This is a genomic window from Brucella tritici (genome assembly GCF_902825325.1).
GTDB lineage: Bacteria > Pseudomonadota > Alphaproteobacteria > Rhizobiales > Rhizobiaceae > Brucella.
On record NZ_CADEAR010000002.1, the window covers coordinates 314,352 to 332,580 of the forward strand.

Genomic DNA, 18,229 nt, shown 5'->3' on the forward strand with positions numbered 1-18,229 from the left:
TATGAGCAAACATATTTCATTTGCGCAGGCAGCATCGCTTATTCCCGACAACGCTGTCGTTTCGGTCTCCTCGTCGAGCGGTCTCGGCTGTCCGGATATGATGCTGAAAGCCATTGGCGAGCGGTTTGATGAAACCGGTCATCCGAAGAATATCACCACGCTGCATCCGATTGCTGCGGGCGATATGAGCGGGATCAAGGGTGTCGATTACATTGCCAAGAAGGGGCTTCTCAAGAAGATCATCGGCGGTTCCTATCCGTCGGGACCATCGAGCGCAGAGCCGCCGTTGATCTGGCAGCTGATCACAAATAACGAAATTCCGGCCTATAATATTCCGTCAGGCATTCTGTTCGACATGCATCGCGAGGCTGCTGCCAAGCGTCCCGGTGTACTGACGAAAGTGGGGCTTGATACTTTCGTTGATCCCAAGCGTCAGGGATCGGCAATGAACGACAAGGCGCGTGAAGAGCCTGTCGTCAAGCAGGTCAGTTTTGAAGGTGAGGACTGGCTCTATTTTCCCAATATCGTGCCGCATGTCACTATCATCCGGGCAACGACTGCGGATGAGCGCGGCAATCTCACCTATGAACATGAGGGTGCTTATCTTGGTGGTCTTGATCAGGCGCTGGCTGCACGCAACAATGGCGGTATCGTCATTGCGCAGGTGAAGCGCATTGCCAAGGAAGGCACACTGAAACCGCATGATGTGCGCGTGCCGGGCGTTCTGGTTGACTATATCGTCGTTGATCCCGACCAGAAGCAGACCACACAGACCGTTTATGACCCCGCAATTTCGGGCGAGATTTTCCGTCCGCTCGATACGTTCCGCTTGGCCGAATTCAATATTCAGAAGGCGATTGCGCGGCGTGTTGCACAGGAATTGCAGGCAGGTAGTGCGGTCAATCTTGGCTTCGGCATTTCCGCCAATGTGCCGCGCATTCTGCTGGAAGAGGGGCTGCATGGTGCAGTGACCTGGGTGATTGAGCAGGGTGCAGTTGGCGGTGTGCCGCTTCTCGACTTTGCCTTTGGCTGCGCGTCGAATGCTGATGCTTATATGCCATCGCCCTATCAGTTCACCTATTTTCAGGGCGCAGGCTTCGACGCCTCGCTTCTGTCCTTCCTTGAGATCGGACGCGACGGCTCGGTCAATGTGTCGAAGCTGTCATTCCGTCCGCATGTGACTGCTGGCGCAGGCGGTTTTGTCGATATTACTGCAAGGGCCAAGAAGATCGTCTTCTCCGGCATGTTCAATGCAGGGGCGAAATTGTCGGTCGCTGACGGCAAGCTGGTGATCGAGAAGGAAGGTAAGCTCAAAAAGCTCGTTAATGAGGTTGAGCATGTTACCTTCTCCGGTCCGCGTGGGGTCGAGCAGAGGCAGGATATTACCTATGTCACCGAACGCGCGGTTTTGAAGCTCACGCCAGAAGGCATTGTGCTCACCGAGATTGCGCCGGGTGTGGATTTGCAGAAGCATATTCTCGATCAAGCTGAGTTTCCGCTGATTGTTTCGGATAAGCTTAAACTCATGGATGACGGACTGTTCCGCGAAGAGCCGATCGGGCTAGAATTGCCGCAAAAGCCTGCGCGAAAGCTGGAGGCTTAAATGGCTCAACGGATAGAAATCACGATTGAGAACCACATCGCGGTCATGACCATCAAGCGGCCCGAAAAGCTCAATGCGTTTGATATTGAGCTTCTGCAGGAATTGTCTGTGGCCTGTGATCGGGTGGAAGCGGAGTGCACCGTGCGCGTTGCGATCCTGACCGGCGAAGGCAAGGCTTTTTCCGCAGGTGGTGACATCAAGGCCTGGGGCGGCATGGAACCGGCAGAATTCGGCCATGCCTGGGTGCGCTACGGTCATCGGGTGTTCGAGCGGCTTGCGACTTTGCGTGTGCCACTGATCGCAGCGATGAACGGACATGCTCTGGGCGGTGGTCTGGAACTGGCGGGTGCCGCCGATATCCGCATTGTTGAACGACAGGCAAAGATTGGTCTGCCGGAAACATCGCTTGGGATGATCCCCGGCTGGTCGGGCACACAGCGTCTCGTGCGCCGTTTCGGTGCGCAGATTGTACGCCGCATGGTGCTGGGCGGTGAAATGTTCACGGCCGAGGAAGCGCTGTCGCATGGAATTGTGGATGCCGTTGTCGAGACGGGCACAGCCTTGCAGGCGGCGCAGGACTATGCGGCGCGGGTGGCCAAGCGCGGACCGGCTGCGCTGGAAATTTCCAAACTGATGCTGTCCGTCGCCAATGGCGAGGACAATGGAACCGCCGTCGAGGCATTGGGTTCCATCCTTGTCGCCAAGACTGGCGATCTGAAGGAAGGCGTGCGCTCGTTCAGCGAAAAGCGCGAAGCGAATTTTAAGGGAGAATGGTGATGAGCGTAGTCGTAAAGCCGCAGCCGTTGACCGGGCTGGAAGTCCGCGAATTCTCGATGCTGATCGATGGCAAATGGGTTGGCAGTCAAAGCGGCGGCAGCATTGAGCGCGTGGCACCCGGCCATGGCGTCACGGTAAGCCGCTATCCTGCCGGCGACAAGGCCGACGTGGAATTGGCGGTAGCGAGTGCGCGCAAGGCTTTCGATGACGGGCGCTGGTCGTCGAAAACGGCATCACAGCGTTCGCTGATTTTGCTGAAAGCCGCCGATCTGATTGAAGCACGGGCGGAAGAGCTTGCCTATCTCGACGCGATTGAAGCCGGCAAACCAATTTCTCAGGTGCGCGGCGAAATTGCCGGTTCCGTGGATATCTGGCGCTATGCAGCAGCACTCGCGCGTGATTTGCATGGTGAAAGCTATAATACGCTGGGTGACGGCACCCTTGGTGTTGTGCTGCGCGAGGCAATTGGTGTTGTTTCCATCATTACGCCTTGGAATTTTCCGTTCCTGATCGTCGGCCAGAAGCTGCCATTTGCTTTGGCCGCGGGTTGTACGGCGGTGGTGAAGCCTTCGGAACTCACATCGGGTTCGACATTGTTACTCGGCGAAATTCTGGCCGAAGCAGGGCTACCGGATGGTGTCGTCAATATCATCACCGGAACCGGCGCAGACGTTGGCCAGCATATGAGTACGCATCCGGACGTCGACATGGTGTCGTTCACCGGCTCCACTGGCGTCGGCAAGCTGACCATGGCCAATGCCGCTCAGACACTGAAAAAAGTATCGCTGGAGCTTGGCGGCAAGAACCCGCAAATCCTGTTCCCGGACGCGGATATGGATGCCTTTATCGACGCTGCGGTGTTCGGCGCATGGTTCAATGCGGGTGAGTGCTGCAATGCCGGTTCGCGACTGATCGTGCATCGCTCGATTGTCGATGAGATTGTCGGGCGCGTGGCCGATCTGTCGAAAAAGGTCATTGTCGGCGATCCGCTCGATGTCAGCACGCAGGTGGGCGCGATCATCACGCCACAGCATTTGAGCAAGGTTGGCGCTTATGTCGATCAGGCTAAAAAGGCGGGTGCCGCAATTGCACATGGCGGCGATGTTCTGGATCTTGGCCTTGGCCAATATATGGGACCGACCATCATTGCTGGCGTGAAAGCCGACATGGCCGTTGCGCGTGAAGAAGTGTTCGGCCCGGTTCTGTCGGTGCTGTCTTTTGATACGGTGGATGAGGCAATTTCGATTGCCAATGCAGTGGATTATGGCTTGTCAGCAGGCGTGTGGAGCCGTGATTTCGATACCTGCATGAGCATCGGGCGCAAGGTGCGCGCCGGTACGGTCTGGATGAACACCTTCATGGACGGCACACCAGAACTGCCTTTTGGCGGTTATCGCCAGTCGGGTCTGGGCCGCGAGCTGGGCCGTCATGCGGTGGAGGATTACACTGAAACCAAGACGCTCAACATGCATATCGGTGCCCGCACTGGCTGGTGGATGCCGCAGGCTAAGTAGGGAGTGACGGCTTTGGGAGGACAGCCGGATATTATCATCATCGGATCAGGTATCGGCGGCGCAACAATGGCCGCCGGTCTGAGCGCATCAGGTGCGGACATTCTTATTCTTGAGGCAGGGGAGCATTTGCCGGACAGGCCGGAAAACCGCGACCCGCGCGCTATTTTCCAACAGGGTTTCTTTCGCCCGAAGGAGTTCTGGTACGAGACCGATGGCACGCCTTTCAATCCCGGCAATTATTACAATGTCGGCGGCAATTCCAAATTCTATGGCGCAGTGCTGGTGCGCTATCGGCGCGAGGATTTTGATGAGCTTGCGCATCTTGAAGGCGTGTCTCCGGCATGGCCCTTTGCCTATGACGAGCTTGAGCCGTGGTATTGCAAGGCGGAAGAGCTTTTTCAGGTGCGCGGTGAGTTGGGCGATGACCCGACAGAACCCTATCATTCAAAGCCCTATTCCTATCCGGCCATCCGCGATGAACGTCCGATTGCCGATGTGCGTGCGCGGCTGAAAAAGGCGGGGCTGCATCCGGCTTCCTTGCCATTGGGTGTTGATATTGAGCGCTGGCTGGCGAAGGCCAAAACGCCGTGGGACGCGCATCCCAACAGCAATGACGGCAAGATGGATGCGGAAACCTGTCCGTTAGCACTTGCGCTCAAACATCCAAATGTCCGGCTTGAAACCTCGGCGCGGGTAACGCGGCTGGAAACCGGGCCCGACGGCAAAACCATTACAGCCGTTCATTATGTGAAGAACGGCGAAGTGCTGGTCCTGCGTCCCAAGCTGGTCATTCTATCCGCCGGTGCCGTGCGGTCGGCGGCACTTTTGCTGCGTTCGGGACTGGCGAATCGTTCCGATCAGGTTGGCCGCAATTTCATGAACCATAATTCCAGCGCCGTGATCGCCTTCGATCCGCGCTATCGCAATGACAGCATCTACCAGAAGACCTTTGGCTTCAACGATTACTATCTGTCGGACGGGGCAGGCGGACCACCGCTTGGCAATGTGCAATTGCTGGGGCGGGTGTCGGGCGCGATCCTAAAATCCAATATGCCGCGTGTGCCCGAATGGCTTTTGAATCGCATTGCCGGGCATACGATTGATTTTTACGCGATGAGCGAGGATCTGCCGTCGCCGGAAAGTCGTGTGAGCGTGGATGGTGACCGCATCATTCTGCATTGGGTGCGCAGTAACTGGAAGGCGCATCTGATGCTGGTCGAAAAGCTCAAATCAGCGCTCCGGCAGGCGGGCTTTCCGGTCGTGCTGTCGCGCGCTTTCGACCGGCGTACGCCGTCGCATCAATGCGGAACTGTGCGCATCGGCAACGATCCGGCGACAGCGCCGCTTGATCCTTATTGCCGCGCTTACGATCATCCCAATCTTCATGTGGTGGATGCGTCGTTCCTGCCGACATCGGCGGCGGTCAATCCGGCGCTGACCATCGCCGCACAGGCGTTGCGCGTGGCGGACAGTCTTAACCGGGAGGTGCTGGCATGAACCATCAACGACCTGTTGCAGTGGTAACCGGCGGTCGGCGCGGGATCGGGCTTGGCATTGCCCGCACTCTGGCCGCCAAGGGTTTCGATCTGGCGATTACCGACCGCGAATGTGACGATGCGGTCATCCATGAATTGCGCGAGCTTGGCGGACGAGTGGCTTTCTTTGAAAGCGATCTGGCTGCCGTTGGAATGCATGCGGCAACCGTTGCCGCAGTGATGAAACAATTCGGCGGTATTGACTGTCTCGTGAACAATGCAGGCATGGGCTCGGTTGAACGCGGCGATTTTCTTGGGCTGAAGCCCGAAAATTTCGACATGATCATGGATGTGAATCTGCGCGGCACGGTGTTTTTCACGCAGGCCGTGGTGAAGGTCATGCTGGCTGCAACCGAAGTGCGTTTTCCACGCAGCATTGTGACGATCAGTTCGGTTTCGTCGGTGATGACTTCGCCGGAGCGGCTTGATTACTGCATCAGCAAAGCGGGTCTGACAGCCTTCGTGCAGGGGCTGGCGCTGCGTCTCGCCGAAGCGCGGATCGGCGTGTTCGAGGTCCGTCCCGGCATCATACGCACCGATATGACGGCGAAAGTTGCTGAGCGTTATGACGGACTGATCGAAGCCGGTCTGGTGCCGATGAAGCGCTGGGGAGAGGCGGGCGATGTCGGCGCGATTGTGGCCGGACTTGCCGGTGGCGATTTCATTTTTGCGACGGGCTCGGCGATCCATGCCGATGGCGGCCTGTCGATTGCAAAGCTTTAGGAACGGCGTGATGGATTACGATTATATCATCGTTGGCGGCGGTCCTGCCGGTTGCGTTCTCGCCAATCGTCTGAGCGAAGATGCATCGATAAAAGTGCTGTTGCTGGAGGCAGGTGGCAGCGACTGGAACCCGCTGTTTCACATGCCTGCCGGGTTTGCAAAGATGACCAAGGGCGTAGCGAGCTGGGGCTGGGAAACCGTTCCGCAGAAGCACCTCAAAAACCGTGTGCTGCGCTATACGCAGGCGAAAGTCATTGGCGGCGGCTCCAGCATCAATGCGCAGATTTATACACGCGGCAATGCAGCCGATTATGATCTATGGGCTGGCGACGACGGCTGCACCGGCTGGGACTATCGCCATGTGTTGCCCTATTTCAAACGGGCCGAAGACAATCAGCGCTTCAATGATGATTTTCATTCCTATGGCGGGCCGCTTGGCGTTTCGATGCCTTCTGCGCCGTTGCCGATCTGCGACGCCTATATTCGCGCGGGTCAAGAACTCGGTATTCCGTATAATCCGGATTTCAACGGTCGCGAACAGGCAGGTGTTGGCTTTTATCAGCTTACCCAACGCAACCAACGCCGCTCGTCCGCATCACTCGCCTATCTCGCGACGATCAGGGATCGCCAGAACCTGACGATCCGCATCAATGCGCCAGCGCGCAACATCGAGCTGGAAAAGACCCTAGTTACCGGCGTAACACTGATGAGCGGCGAAGTCTTGCGGGCAAACCGCGAAGTGATTGTTTCATCCGGCGCCATCGGTTCGCCGAAACTTCTGCTGCAATCGGGTATCGGCCCGGCCGATCATCTTAAGGAAACTGGCGTGAGTGTGAAGCATGATCTGCCGGGTGTGGGTGAGAACATGCAGGATCACCTTGATCTGTTTGTCATTGCCGAGTGCACGGGCGATCACACCTATGATGGCATCGCAAAGCTCCACCGCACGCTTGGCGCGGGCCTGCAATATATCTTTCTGCGCTCTGGTCCGGTGGCGTCCAGCCTCTTTGAAACCGGCGGCTTCTGGTATGCTGATCCGGATGCCCGCTCGCCGGATATCCAGTTCCATCTGGGGCTTGGTTCGGGCATTGAAGCTGGCGTCGAGAAGCTCAAGAATGCAGGCGTGACGCTCAATTCCGCCTATTTGCATCCGCGTTCGCGCGGGACGGTGCGGCTTGCTTCCAATGATCCGTCAACAGCCCCCCTGATCGATCCCAATTACTGGAGCGATCCGCATGATCGCAAAATGTCGCTCGAAGGCCTGAAGATCGCGCGCGAAATCATGCAGCAGGACGCATTGAAGCCCTATGTCATGGCCGAGCGCCTGCCAGGCTCGAAGGTCATCAGTGACGATGATCTGTTCGATTATGCCTGCGCCAATGCCAAGACCGATCATCATCCGGTCGGCACCTGCAAGATGGGAACCGATGCGATGGCCGTTGTCGATCTCGATCTGAAAGTGCGCGGTCTTGAAGGCCTGCGGGTTTGCGACAGCTCGATCATGCCGCGCGTTCCATCCTGCAACACCAATGCGCCGACCATCATGATCGGCGAAAAGGGTGCGGATATTATTCGCGGCTTCGATCCGCTACCGCCAGTTCTGTTTTCATGGGAGAGAAACAACAAATATCGTCCCGCCTGACGAACAACTTCGCCGGAAATCCGGCGAAGTTGTTGCGCTCCTGTGACGGCTTCACTTGCAGTCTTTTGATGCTTTCACAATTCGTGCGTCGTAGACAGATTTGTCTGATGTAGCGAAGGCGACAAAGCCCTTCACCTGCTCTCCCGGTTTCAGTATGCCGGATGCCAGCTTTTCATCGATCGTATCAGTGTTGAAGGTTTTCTCCGTATCACCATGGGCGATGAAGCAAACATCGTCGAGATTGATGTCAGCTTCCCCCGTATTGGCAACGGCAATGTGAAAGGTCTGGCTGAAGAAGACCTTTTCGCCGTTCGTCGTCGCAGATTGCGTGGTCGGAGTCGCGATGATCATAACATCATTGGATGCTGTCTGAGCATAGCTTGTTTGCGTCAGTCCAAAAGAAGAAAAAATAACGGCGAGTGCCACGCAATAATTTGCTTTCAAAATATATCTCCATAAAATATAAATGACAATATTCATTATTTTGAATTATGTGTTCTATTGATGGCGAAATATAAGTATTATTTTGAATTTGTTGCTACTATTATTTTAGCGCTTTATAATATAAATAACCAACAATATCAGAACTTTTCCTTTCAGGATGATCGGCGGGATGATTGATTCCGTCAGTCACTTCAACGACCGCAAAATCGAATGGTGATACGCCCTCCAGACAAGCGGCATTCACGCCGAACTGGCGCGGATTGGAACGGCGCTGGTGGAAGGTGTAAATCCCGCATTTCGAGCAGAAATAATGTTTCGCTGTACCGGTATTGAACTGGTAGAGCGTCAGCGCATCTTTCCCTTCAAACACGTCCAGCTCGTCCAGTTCTGCGGAAACAGCGACAGCCCCGCGCATCCGGCAATAGGAGCACGTGCAGCGCCGTGCTGTATGCAGGCCATTGGATAGTTTGACGCGAAAACGCACGGTCCCGCAGTGACACGCGCCATTGGCTTCCTTGATGTCAGGATTCATTTTCTCTCCTCGTACTAAATATTTGTTTTGACGCGCATCTTTTCTGATCGAAGCAGGATTAGAAATCAGTCCAGTGGACTAATTTCGCTGCGTAGGCGTTTCACACTTTTCGGGACGCACTCATACGGAAGGTATTTTGTTTTTTGCCGGTTTACCATCGCTGAAAACCGATTAAATTCGTGACCGGGAATACTTCCGGGAGGGATTTGGCATGGGTGAATTTGCAGTCGTCACGGGTGGGAGCACAGGCATCGGAAGGCACCTTGTTTCTGCTTTTGCCGAAGCGGGCTACACGGTGGCCTTCAGCTACAAGCACGATGACGAAGCTGCACAATCGCTCGTGGAAGCCATTGAGGAGGCGGGCGGTCAGGCGCTGGGGCTTGGCTGCGATGTCGGAAGGCGCGTCGAGGTCGAAGCCTTCTTCGATGAGGTCTGTGACTGGTTCGGTGATGCGCCCGACGTGCTGGTCAACAATGCAGGCATCCAGACCTGGGCACCCTTGCTGGAGCTTTCCGAGGATGGCTGGGACGACGTCATCCGCACCAATCTGAAAGGCTGTTTCCTCAACACGCAGGCTGCCGCAAAGCGCATGGTGGAGGCAGACAAGGGCGGTGCCATCGTCAATATCGGATCAGGCTGCAACAAGCTCGCCTTTCCGAAACTGGTTTCCTACACGGCGTCGAAGGGCGGGATAGAGCAGTTCACCAAGGCTTCGGCGGTGGAGCTCGGACCGCACGGCATCCGGGTGAATTGTGTGGCCCCCGGCGCGATCCTCAATGAACGCACAGCAGAAGAGCAGCCCGATTATGCGGGCACCTGGGCGCGCATCACGCCGCTGCGCAGGGTGGGCACGGCTGAGGATATTTCCGGCCCGGTCCTGTTCTTTGCGTCCGATGCGGCGCGTTTTGTCACCGGCCAGACGATCTGGGTCGATGGCGGTGTCTTCTCGCAGGCCAACTGGCCTTATGAGGGGTAGTGGTGGTGATGGTTCCAGATCGTGACGGGCGTATAGACAGCTCAGACAAACAGGAAGAACCACCAGACCGGCGATGATAAAAACAGAGCCACAATTGTCCAGGTTGCCCGCCATGCCGTGCTTTTGGTGGCCAAAAAGCCTGTCGCAACGATAGCTGCGGCACCGAGGATCGTTATCGGCCAATAGATCACCAGCAAGGCAATTATGATTTGCCACCAAGTCAATGAAATCATGGCGCTCCTTAGAATGACCGATTTGAAGAAGCAAGGCAGTTAGCCTTGTTTTGGGAATCGGGTTGGCTCACAAGCTAATTTCGGTGGTGATCCCGACTGGATTCGAACCAGTGGCCTACAGATTAGGAATCTGTCGCTCTATCCTACTGAGCTACGGGACCGACCGATAAGCATTCACCGGTGATTCCGGCATTGCGAATGCTTTCAGACACATACTGTTTTTCATGCCGATCGCCAACCCCGCAAAAAGCGGGGCAGGCGGATTTATTCAGGCATCAGACGGCGAGCGCCGTTTCCGCTACCGCCACAAAGTAGCTGACCCCATAGGGAATGGCATCGTCGTTGAAGTCATAGGCTGGGTGGTGAAGGCCGGGCGTGTCGCCATTGCCGAGGAAGATATAGGCGCCGGGGCGCGCTTCCAGCATGTAGGAAAAATCTTCCGCTGCCATCATCGGCTCGACGTTCTCGTCCACCTTGCCTTCGCCCGCCACTGCGCTGGCGATACGGGCGGCAAACTCCGTCTGTGCATCATGGTTGTAGGTGACCGGATAATTGTTCTTGTAGCGCACGGTGATTTCCGCGCCGGTGGCGGCTGCTATACCGGCGGCAGCTTCACGGATACGGCGTTCGGCAAAGGCGCGGGTTTCCTTCTTCAAGGTGCGCACCGTGCCCGACAGCGTCGCCTTTTCCGGGATCACATTATAAGCCTCGCCCGCAATGAACTTCGTCACCGAGATCACAAGCGAATCGAGCGGATCGGCATTGCGCGACACGATGCCCTGAAGGGCAATCATCAGCTGGGAACCGGCCAGGATCGGATCGATGGTACGATGCGGCTGCGCTGCGTGGCCGCCGCGCCCGGTAATGAAAAGGTCGAATTCATCGGTTGCGGCCATGATCGGGCCTTTTCGCATCGCGAATTGGCCGACCGGCAGGCCCGGCATGTTGTGGACGCCATAGACTTCCGAAATGTTGAAACGGTCCATCACGCCGTCCTCGACCATGGCGAGGCCACCGGCGCCACCTTCTTCCGCAGGCTGGAACAGAAGCGCGACCGAACCGCGGAAATTGCGGGTCTCTGCGAGATATTGCGCTGCGCCGAGCAGCATGGATGTGTGACCGTCATGGCCGCAGGAATGCGCCTTGCCGGGATTTTGCGAGGCCCATTCGACGCCGCTGGTTTCAGTGATCGGCAGGGCGTCCATGTCGGCGCGCAGGCCGATGGCCGGGCCATCGCCGTGACGTCCCTTGATGATGCCGACGACGCCGGTGCGCCCGACGCCTGTTTCCACGAGATCACAACCGAAGGATTTCAGCTTGTCTTCGACAAATTTTGCAGTTTCGTGCACGTCATAGAGAAGTTCAGGATTCTGGTGCAGTTTTCGTCGCCATGCGGCAATTTCCGCTTGCGTTTCAACGGCACGATTCAACACTGGCATTTTCTGAGGGCTCCCCGGATTGGGCATGATTTGAAGAAAACAGGATATGACGTTTCGGTGAAAGCGGGCAATCCCTGTTTGCCTTTTCATCGCCACATGGCATAGATAAAGAAAGCGTTAATCTCCCATCAGAGCGGTTCCGGTTGATACAGAGTCACTGGAACGGCTCTACCTCTATGTTTTTATGCATTATCCGACGCAAAACCGCTTCGCATTTTTGCTGGAAATGCTCTAGAGCGCAATTCGAACCCGCAGAAGTTGCAGGCTATTTCGATTGGAACTACGGAATGATGTCGAAATCATTGAAAATCTGGTTTGTCGCTGCTGGCATGTCCGCTACCGCGCTGGCGTCAGCTGCGGCTAATCCCTCGATTGCAGTGGATGTCGCAACCGGCAAGGTCTACCAGCAGCAGGAAGCTTTTCAGCGCTGGTATCCCGCTTCCCTGACCAAGATGATGACGGCCTATGTGGCATTCCGTGCGCTTCAGTCAGGCCAGATGACGCTGGATTCTCCGGTACGCATGACGGTTAACGCCGCCAAGGAACCGCCGAGCAAGATGGGCTACAAGCCGGGATCTGTCATGACGCTCGATACGGCGTTGAAGATCATGCTGGTGAAGTCGGCCAATGACGTTGCCGTTGCCGTTGCCGAAGCCGTGGGCGGAACGGAATCCGGTTTCGTGCAGCGCATGAACGAGGAAGCGCAGCGTATCGGCATGGTCGGCTCGCATTTTGCCAATCCGAACGGCCTGCACAACCCCAACAACTACACGACGGCGCGCGACCTCGCGGTTCTGGCCGTGCAGCTTCGCCGCGAATTCCCGCAATATGCGCATTATTTCGCGACTGAGGCGATCGATCCGGGCGCAGGCAAGAAGGTTCAGGCCAATTACAACATCCTGCTCGGTCGCTATGACGGTGCGGATGGGATGAAGACCGGTTTCGTCTGCGCATCCGGCTTCAACCTTGCAAGTTCGGCCACGCGCAATGGCCGAACTGTGCTGGCAATCATTCTCGGTGCTGACCGGCAGGAAGCGCGTGCGGTTCAGGCTGCACAGCTAATGACCGATGCGTTCCGCGCAAGTGCCGGTGGTGGCGCGACGCTGGCGACCTTGCGTCCGGCGGCTGGCGGTAATCTCAATCAGGCCGTCGACATGCGCAAGGCGATCTGCAGCCAGCAGGCCATGGCCGATCGCTGGGACGGACGCGATGTCGAAGGCAAGCTGAAAATCAATTCGCCCTATATCCATGCCATGGATCGCGACCCGGTTCCGGTTAGGGTTGGTTTGGTTTCCGAGCCGGGTCCGACGACCCGTCCGAGCCAGCTCGACATTTCGCAGATTCCGGTGCCGATGCCGCGCCCGCAGCGGGCAGCAGGCGTGAAGACAACGGCCATCAACTGATATGCGAAATCCCATTCCCGTTTCCGTGCTGACCGGCTTTCTCGGTTCAGGCAAGACGACGCTTCTCAACCGGCTTCTGAAAGATCCGGCGCTGAGCGATACGGCGGTCATCATCAATGAGTTCGGCGAAGTCGGCATCGATCACCTGCTGGTTGAGCAGGCGAGCGAAGGCGTGATCGAGCTTTCCGACGGCTGCCTGTGCTGCACGGTGCGCGGCGAACTGGTGGATACGCTGGCAGATCTGATCGACCGCCTCCAGACCGGGCGCATCAAGACGCTGAAGCGCGTCATTATCGAAACCACCGGGCTTGCCGATCCGGCGCCGGTGCTGCATTCGATCATGGGGCATCCGGTGCTCATGCAGGCTTTCAGGCTCGATGGTGTTCTGGCGACAGTGGATGCCGTCAACGGCATGGCGACGCTCGACAATCACGCGGAAGCCGTCAAGCAGGCCGCTATGGCCGACCGCATCGTGCTGACCAAAACCGATCTTCCGGAAGCGCAGGCCGGACTGGCGACACTCAAGGCGCGCCTCCATGCGCTCAATCCCGGTGCCGATATTCTGGAAGCTGGTGAAAAGCGCACCGGCTATGCGGCGCTTTTCGAATGCGGTCTTTATAATCCGGAAACGAAATCGGCGGATGTGCAGCGCTGGCTCAAGGCGGAAGCCTATGAGGACGAGCATCATGACGACTCCCATGATGATCATTCACATCATGGGCATGACCATGTCTGCGGGCCGGATTGCGATCACGACCATCATCACCACGATCACCATCATGGCCACGCGCATCATCATCACCATGACGATGCGATCCGGTCCTTTTCGCTTCGTCACGATGCGCCGATCCCGCTATCCACCTTCGACATGTTCCTCGATCTTCTGCGTTCGACGCATGGCGAGAAGCTGCTGCGGGTAAAGGGCATTGTGCAGATTGCCGAAGACCCGGATCGTCCGGTTGTCACTCATGGTGTGCAGAAGATTTTCCATCCGCCTGCGCGCCTGCCGCATTGGCCGCAGGATAAGCGCGAGACGCTTCTGGTGATGATCGTGAAGGATCTGCCAGAAACCTATGTGCGGGAGCTTTTCGATGCGTTTTTGGGACGCCCGGCGCTGGACAGGCCCGACCGCGCCGCACTGACCGAAAACCCGCTGGCCATTCCTGGTTTCTCGCCGCGCAACTGATACTCACTTCCTGCGAATAAGGAAGCGATGCAACGATCCTTGACGCTCCTGCGCGACGAGGGCGTGGCCTTCCTGCGTGCAGAAATGCGGGACGTCGATGCCTGACAGCGGATCGGTCGTTTCCACCCAGAGCAGCGCTTCGCTCGGCATTTTTTCCAGACGATTGCGGGTTTTCAAAACCGGAAGGGGGCATTTAAGCCCCCTCAGATCATAGACAGGAATGTCATCCTGCAAAGTCATCAGTTCCCGATGATCTTCCACCATGGCTTTTTCGGTTCGGGGGCCGCGACAGGTGCCGGTTGCTCGACATTCTGAGCCACCGTGCTGGCCGTCGTCATCGGCGAGACTTGCGATGAAACCTGAGGGGCAGCAACCTGCGCTGCAACCGGGTTTGACTGCGGTGCGGGCACGGCTGCGGTCTGTGTTGCGGGCTGAGCCGGAACAGGAGCCGGTTGCGGCGTCGCCGCAATGGCCGTCGGCTGTACGGCTGGCATTGCCGGGCGAATGTCCGGTGCGCCTGCCTTTTCAGCGGAAGAAGCGGTGAGTGACGGCGGTTCCCGCGTTACCTTTTCACCGCGTGCGCGCGCAGCGCTCCAGGCGGAGACCAGCTTGGCTTCGGCAATGCCCTGAATGGACGGTGCCGGTGCCTTCTGGCTGGCGCTGAATGCCGACTGGTAGGTCTTTTCGTAAGACGCATAGGACATGGCCTCGCCGCCAACCGATGGCGGGCAGGCGTCCGTTGCAGACAGAGGCTGGCCGTCCGGCGTCGCAACGTTGAACACATAGCGCTTTTCGCAGACATCAACCTTCGGCGGCACCTTGGTGACCTCGAAAGAGTCGTAACCCTGTTTCAGCATCTTCCAGAAGGAATAATTCGGGTCGCTCTTGTAGCGCGCCATGTTGGCAGCGGTCATACGGAACGGAAACGCCTGAATCTGGAAGTCGCGCTGGCCGCCTTTGAAGGCGTCGCGACCGAAGGCATAAATCTCGGCGACCTGTTCGTCGGTCATCGAATAGCAGCCCGACGACGAACATGCGCCGTGCACCATCAGGTGCTGGCCTGTGCGTCCATTGGCGCGGTCATAAGCGTTGGGGAAGCCGATATTGAACGAGAGATAATAGCTCGAATTCGGGTTCATCTGGGCGGGGCGGACGTTGTAGAAACCTTCCGGCGCCTGACGGTCACCCTCGATATATTTCGGCCCGAGCTTGCCCGACCACTTGCAGATTTCGTAGGACGCAATCTGGTCGTACTTGCCGTTGTTCTTCTGCTTCCAGACCTCGAGAGTGCCTTCCTCCTTGAAGATGCGCACCATGATCGGCGAGGTACGGGTCATGCCCTTCGCCTTCATCTTGGCAACGACTTTCTCGGGAAGCGGTTTCTCGGCCCGGAGGCTCAGATCGGATACGGACGAACCCTGACAGCCCGCGAGAAGCGCGGTTGCCATTACGGAGCCTAGAATTGCGGTTCTGATCTTCATGTCGCATCGAGTCTGTTAGAGCTACGCCAGAGACTTTATGAGCAAAAGCCAATTTCCTGAACGTCGAATTTTAAAACTGAAACCTTACGGTATCGTTTATAAATCCTTGCTCAGATAGCTAAAGCGCGTCGCGTTCTATCATATCTTTGCGATGCGCTTTAGCTGTTTATTTTCTGGAGCATGTCGGTTCCGGAAAACCGGTTTCCACTTTTCCGCGACATGCTTTGAAATCCAGCGCGTCGGCAATATGGCCGAATTTGCAGCATGATGCAAATCCGGGAGGCGCGAGGCCTCCCGGATGAGTCTTCTTTTGTTTTGAATCGTGCATCTTGATCCGAAAACCGCATTATACTTTTCGGGATCCGCTCCAATTCTGGGCGAAATCAGATGTTGCGGCCGATTTCGAGGAATTTCTGGCGGCGTTCCTGCTTCAGCGTTTCGCCATCGATATCCTTCATCGAGCGTAGCGACGCGGTGATGATGTCACCAGCCGCATCGATGACGGCTTCCTTGCCGCGATGGGCGCCGCCCAAAGGCTCAGGAATGATACCGTCGATGATCTTGAGATCGAACAGGTCCTGCGCGGTGATGCGCATGTTGGAGGCGGCATCCTTGGCGCGGGTCGAATCATGCCAGAGGATCGAGGCAGCGCCTTCGGGCGAGATCACTGAATAGATCGAATGCTCAAGCATATAGACGCGGTTTGCAACGGCGATAGCGATGGCGCCACCGGAGCCGCCTTCACCGATGATGATCGAGATGACAGGAACGCGCAGCCGCAGGCACTCTGCCGTCGAACGGGCAATGGCTTCGGCCTGACCGCGTTCCTCGGCGCTGACACCCGGATAGGCACCTGCAGTATCGACGAAGGTGATGAGCGGCAGCTGGAAGCGGTCGGCCATTTCCATGATGCGGACGGCCTTGCGATAGCCTTCCGGGCGGGCGGAGCCGAAATTGTGCTTCAGGCGGGTCTTGGTGTCGGAGCCCTTTTCCTGCCCGATGATCGCAACAGCCTGACCGTTGAAGCGACCGAAACCGGCCTGGATGGCTTCGTCATTGGCGAATTTGCGATCACCGGCAAGCGGGGTGAATTCGGTGAACAGCCGATCAATATATTCCAGGCAGTGCGGACGGTCCGGGTGGCGGGCGATCTGTGCCTTCTGCCATGGCGTCAGCTTGCGATAGATGTCCTTCAGCGCATCGGCCGAACGCTTCTCGAGGCGACGAATCTCGTCGCTCATCTCGACGCTGCCTTGCTCCTGCGCGAGCTTTTTCAGCTCAAGAATCTGGCCTTCAAGGTCGGCGACGGGTTTTTCAAAGTCGAGATAGTTGTACATCGGGCCTGACTGTTCGTGCTTTTTCCAAAGGGATTAGCGCTATTGCGAGCCTGAAAAAGGCTGTTTTACGGCGCTTTACATATTCACTACTGGCTCATCTTGCAAATTTTCGATTTTCTCATAACCGGACAGAGCCTAATCGGCAAGCGGATGATGTTCGCTCACAAGCTTATGCAGTCTTTCCTCCAGTACATGGGTATAAATTTGCGTGGTGGAAATATCGGCATGGCCGAGCAATTGCTGCACGGTGCGCAGATCGGCGCCGTTTTGCAGCAGGTGGCTGGCAAAGGCATGACGAAGCACGTGCGGTGAAATGGCGGCGACCGACAATCCTGCCCGTGCGGCAAGTCCCTTCAGTTCGCGGGCAAAAACCTGTCGCGCCAGATGTCCGCTTTCAGAAAAAGCCGGAAACAGCCAGGGATTGTCATCGCTGCCGGGCAGCGAATCCCGCAAGGCGAGAAAGCGCTGCAAAGCTTCGCGAGCCTTGGGTGAAAGCGGAACCACGCGTTCCTTGGAGCCCTTGCCGCGCACCAGCAGAAAGCGGTGATCGGTGCGCGCGACGGTGACGGGCAGGCCGACAAGTTCCGAGACGCGAAGCCCTGTCGCATAGAGCGTTTCGAGAAGCGCATGAAGGCGCAAGGCCTTGATCCGTTCAGCTGGTTCGACAGCTTCACCGGCTTCGAGCACTGCGCGGTCGAGGAGCCGCGTGACGTTTTCGACACTCATGATCTTCGGCAGCGGCTTTTGCTTCTTGGGCGCATCGACGGTGCCGGTCGGATCGTCCTGCCGATAGCCTTCCGAATAGAGAAAGCGGAAAAACTGGCGCAGTGCCGACAAACGCCTGGCCTGCGATGTCGCGGCAAAACCTTCCGTTGCCATGACATCAATGACGTTGCGAATATGGTCGGGTCCGGCTTCGACAAGATTGACGCCTCGGGCCGCCAGTGCCTCTGCCACAGCGGAAAGATCGCGTCGGTAGGATTCGAGCGTGTTTTCCGCAGCACCCCGTTCGGCGCTCATCATTTCCAGAAAATTCTCGATCGCCAGCGATGCGCGCATCGTCACTCCTGTGGGGTCTGTGACGATTGGGGCAATTGGGGCGCCGTAGCGGCAGCTTCTGCCGCAGCAGGCTCGGCTGCGGGGGCTGACGGAGGCGCAATCGTCACCGGTTTCAGCTTCGAAGCCGGTATATCGACGGTGATCTCGCGTGTGTCTGGTTCAACGAAATTGGCAAGCGCATACATCGCGCCATAAACGATGGCGGCAACAAGAGCGAGAAAGAGGACGAGGCGCGTCAGCGTAGGCATTCATCTTTTATGCTGTGGCATTGAGACGAAAGCAAGGAGAGGGGGACGAAAGCAAGGAGGGGAAAATGAAAGAGGGAGCGAGCGTGCAATCAGGCAA

General features: G+C 57.1%; 18 protein-coding genes and 1 tRNA gene. 9 read left to right on the forward strand and 10 right to left on the reverse strand.

What is annotated here, in order from left to right; genetic code table 11:
• The first annotated feature begins 1 nt into the window (after position 1).
• Genes HWX93_RS03685 through HWX93_RS03710 form a run of 6 tightly spaced genes read left to right on the forward strand, consistent with a single transcriptional unit; the run spans position 2 to position 7,794 of the window.
• Positions 2 to 1,603: an acyl CoA:acetate/3-ketoacid CoA transferase gene (locus HWX93_RS03685; RefSeq protein WP_176036535.1), complete on the forward strand. Its 1,602-nt coding sequence runs from the start codon at positions 2 to 4 to the stop codon at positions 1,601 to 1,603.
• Entirely contained in the window at positions 1,604 to 2,380 is a 777-nt protein-coding gene (locus HWX93_RS03690; protein WP_176036536.1) for an enoyl-CoA hydratase/isomerase family protein, read from the forward strand.
• Complete coding sequence (locus HWX93_RS03695) at positions 2,374 to 3,894, forward strand: aldehyde dehydrogenase family protein (protein WP_176036537.1); 1,521 nt, start codon at positions 2,374 to 2,376, stop codon at positions 3,892 to 3,894. Before HWX93_RS03690 ends, HWX93_RS03695 begins: the two co-directional genes overlap by 7 nt.
• A gap of 12 nt (positions 3,895 to 3,906) precedes the next feature.
• On the forward strand, positions 3,907 to 5,391 hold the full coding sequence (locus HWX93_RS03700) for a GMC oxidoreductase (RefSeq protein WP_176036538.1): 1,485 nt from the start codon (positions 3,907 to 3,909) through the stop codon (positions 5,389 to 5,391).
• Positions 5,388 to 6,152 carry a 3-ketoacyl-ACP reductase gene (locus HWX93_RS03705; protein ID WP_176036539.1) on the forward strand — a complete coding sequence of 255 codons (765 nt, stop codon included), beginning with the start codon at positions 5,388 to 5,390 and terminating at the stop codon, positions 6,150 to 6,152. The genes HWX93_RS03700 and HWX93_RS03705 overlap by 4 nt, the downstream gene beginning before the upstream one ends.
• 10 nt (positions 6,153 to 6,162) lie before the next feature.
• On the forward strand, positions 6,163 to 7,794 hold the full coding sequence (locus tag HWX93_RS03710; RefSeq protein ID WP_176036540.1) for a GMC family oxidoreductase: 1,632 nt from the start codon (positions 6,163 to 6,165) through the stop codon (positions 7,792 to 7,794).
• Between the two features lie 51 nt (positions 7,795 to 7,845).
• Here the strand turns inward: HWX93_RS03710 and HWX93_RS03715 are convergent, their stop codons facing one another.
• Both HWX93_RS03715 and HWX93_RS03720 read right to left on the reverse strand, forming a co-directional pair.
• The gene (locus HWX93_RS03715) at positions 7,846 to 8,238 is read right to left on the reverse strand and encodes a DUF4354 family protein (RefSeq protein WP_176036541.1); all 393 of its coding nucleotides are present in this window, start codon (positions 8,236 to 8,238) and stop codon (positions 7,846 to 7,848) included.
• Between the two features lie 100 nt (positions 8,239 to 8,338).
• Positions 8,339 to 8,770 carry a GFA family protein gene (locus HWX93_RS03720; RefSeq protein ID WP_176036542.1) on the reverse strand — a complete coding sequence of 144 codons (432 nt, stop codon included), beginning with the start codon at positions 8,768 to 8,770 and terminating at the stop codon, positions 8,339 to 8,341.
• Between the two features lie 211 nt (positions 8,771 to 8,981).
• Here HWX93_RS03720 and HWX93_RS03725 point away from each other — a divergent pair, with 211 nt between their 5' ends.
• Entirely contained in the window at positions 8,982 to 9,746 is a 765-nt protein-coding gene (locus HWX93_RS03725; protein WP_176036543.1) for an SDR family NAD(P)-dependent oxidoreductase, read from the forward strand.
• 41 nt (positions 9,747 to 9,787) lie between these two features.
• Here the strand turns inward: HWX93_RS03725 and HWX93_RS03730 are convergent, their stop codons facing one another.
• The 3 genes from HWX93_RS03730 to HWX93_RS03740 all read right to left on the reverse strand — a co-directional run bounded on the left by HWX93_RS03730 (position 9,788) and on the right by HWX93_RS03740 (position 11,418).
• Positions 9,788 to 9,979 carry a hypothetical protein gene (locus tag HWX93_RS03730; RefSeq protein ID WP_176036544.1) on the reverse strand — a complete coding sequence of 64 codons (192 nt, stop codon included), beginning with the start codon at positions 9,977 to 9,979 and terminating at the stop codon, positions 9,788 to 9,790.
• Between the two features lie 84 nt (positions 9,980 to 10,063).
• Positions 10,064 to 10,140: transfer RNA gene (locus HWX93_RS03735), tRNA-Arg, on the reverse strand.
• 114 nt (positions 10,141 to 10,254) lie between these two features.
• A complete protein-coding gene (locus tag HWX93_RS03740) occupies positions 10,255 to 11,418 on the reverse strand; it encodes a M20 aminoacylase family protein (protein ID WP_176036545.1) in 1,164 nt (387 codons plus the stop codon).
• A gap of 287 nt (positions 11,419 to 11,705) precedes the next feature.
• On the opposite strand from HWX93_RS03740, the gene HWX93_RS03745 reads away from it, so the two are divergent.
• The gene (locus tag HWX93_RS03745) at positions 11,706 to 12,821 is read left to right on the forward strand and encodes a D-alanyl-D-alanine carboxypeptidase family protein (protein WP_176036546.1); all 1,116 of its coding nucleotides are present in this window, start codon (positions 11,706 to 11,708) and stop codon (positions 12,819 to 12,821) included.
• Position 12,822: 1 nt separating this feature from the next.
• A complete protein-coding gene (locus tag HWX93_RS03750) occupies positions 12,823 to 14,007 on the forward strand; it encodes a CobW family GTP-binding protein (RefSeq protein ID WP_176036547.1) in 1,185 nt (394 codons plus the stop codon).
• A gap of 3 nt (positions 14,008 to 14,010) precedes the next feature.
• On the opposite strand, the gene HWX93_RS03755 is transcribed toward HWX93_RS03750, so the two are convergent.
• The 5 genes from HWX93_RS03755 to HWX93_RS03775 all read right to left on the reverse strand — a co-directional run bounded on the left by HWX93_RS03755 (position 14,011) and on the right by HWX93_RS03775 (position 18,132).
• Positions 14,011 to 14,268, reverse strand: a complete 258-nt coding sequence (locus HWX93_RS03755) for a sulfurtransferase TusA family protein (RefSeq protein ID WP_235969065.1) — start codon at positions 14,266 to 14,268, stop codon at positions 14,011 to 14,013.
• Positions 14,247 to 15,488: a L,D-transpeptidase family protein gene (locus HWX93_RS03760; RefSeq protein ID WP_176036548.1), complete on the reverse strand. Its 1,242-nt coding sequence runs from the start codon at positions 15,486 to 15,488 to the stop codon at positions 14,247 to 14,249. Before HWX93_RS03760 ends, HWX93_RS03755 begins: the two co-directional genes overlap by 22 nt.
• A 383-nt stretch (positions 15,489 to 15,871) precedes the next feature.
• Positions 15,872 to 16,825: an acetyl-CoA carboxylase carboxyltransferase subunit alpha gene (locus tag HWX93_RS03765; RefSeq protein ID WP_109986972.1), complete on the reverse strand. Its 954-nt coding sequence runs from the start codon at positions 16,823 to 16,825 to the stop codon at positions 15,872 to 15,874.
• Between the two features lie 135 nt (positions 16,826 to 16,960).
• Complete coding sequence (gene xerD / locus HWX93_RS03770) at positions 16,961 to 17,884, reverse strand: site-specific tyrosine recombinase XerD (protein ID WP_176036549.1); 924 nt, start codon at positions 17,882 to 17,884, stop codon at positions 16,961 to 16,963.
• Between the two features lie 2 nt (positions 17,885 to 17,886).
• A complete protein-coding gene (locus HWX93_RS03775) occupies positions 17,887 to 18,132 on the reverse strand; it encodes a hypothetical protein (protein ID WP_109986970.1) in 246 nt (81 codons plus the stop codon).
• Positions 18,133 to 18,229: the final 97 nt, after the last annotated feature.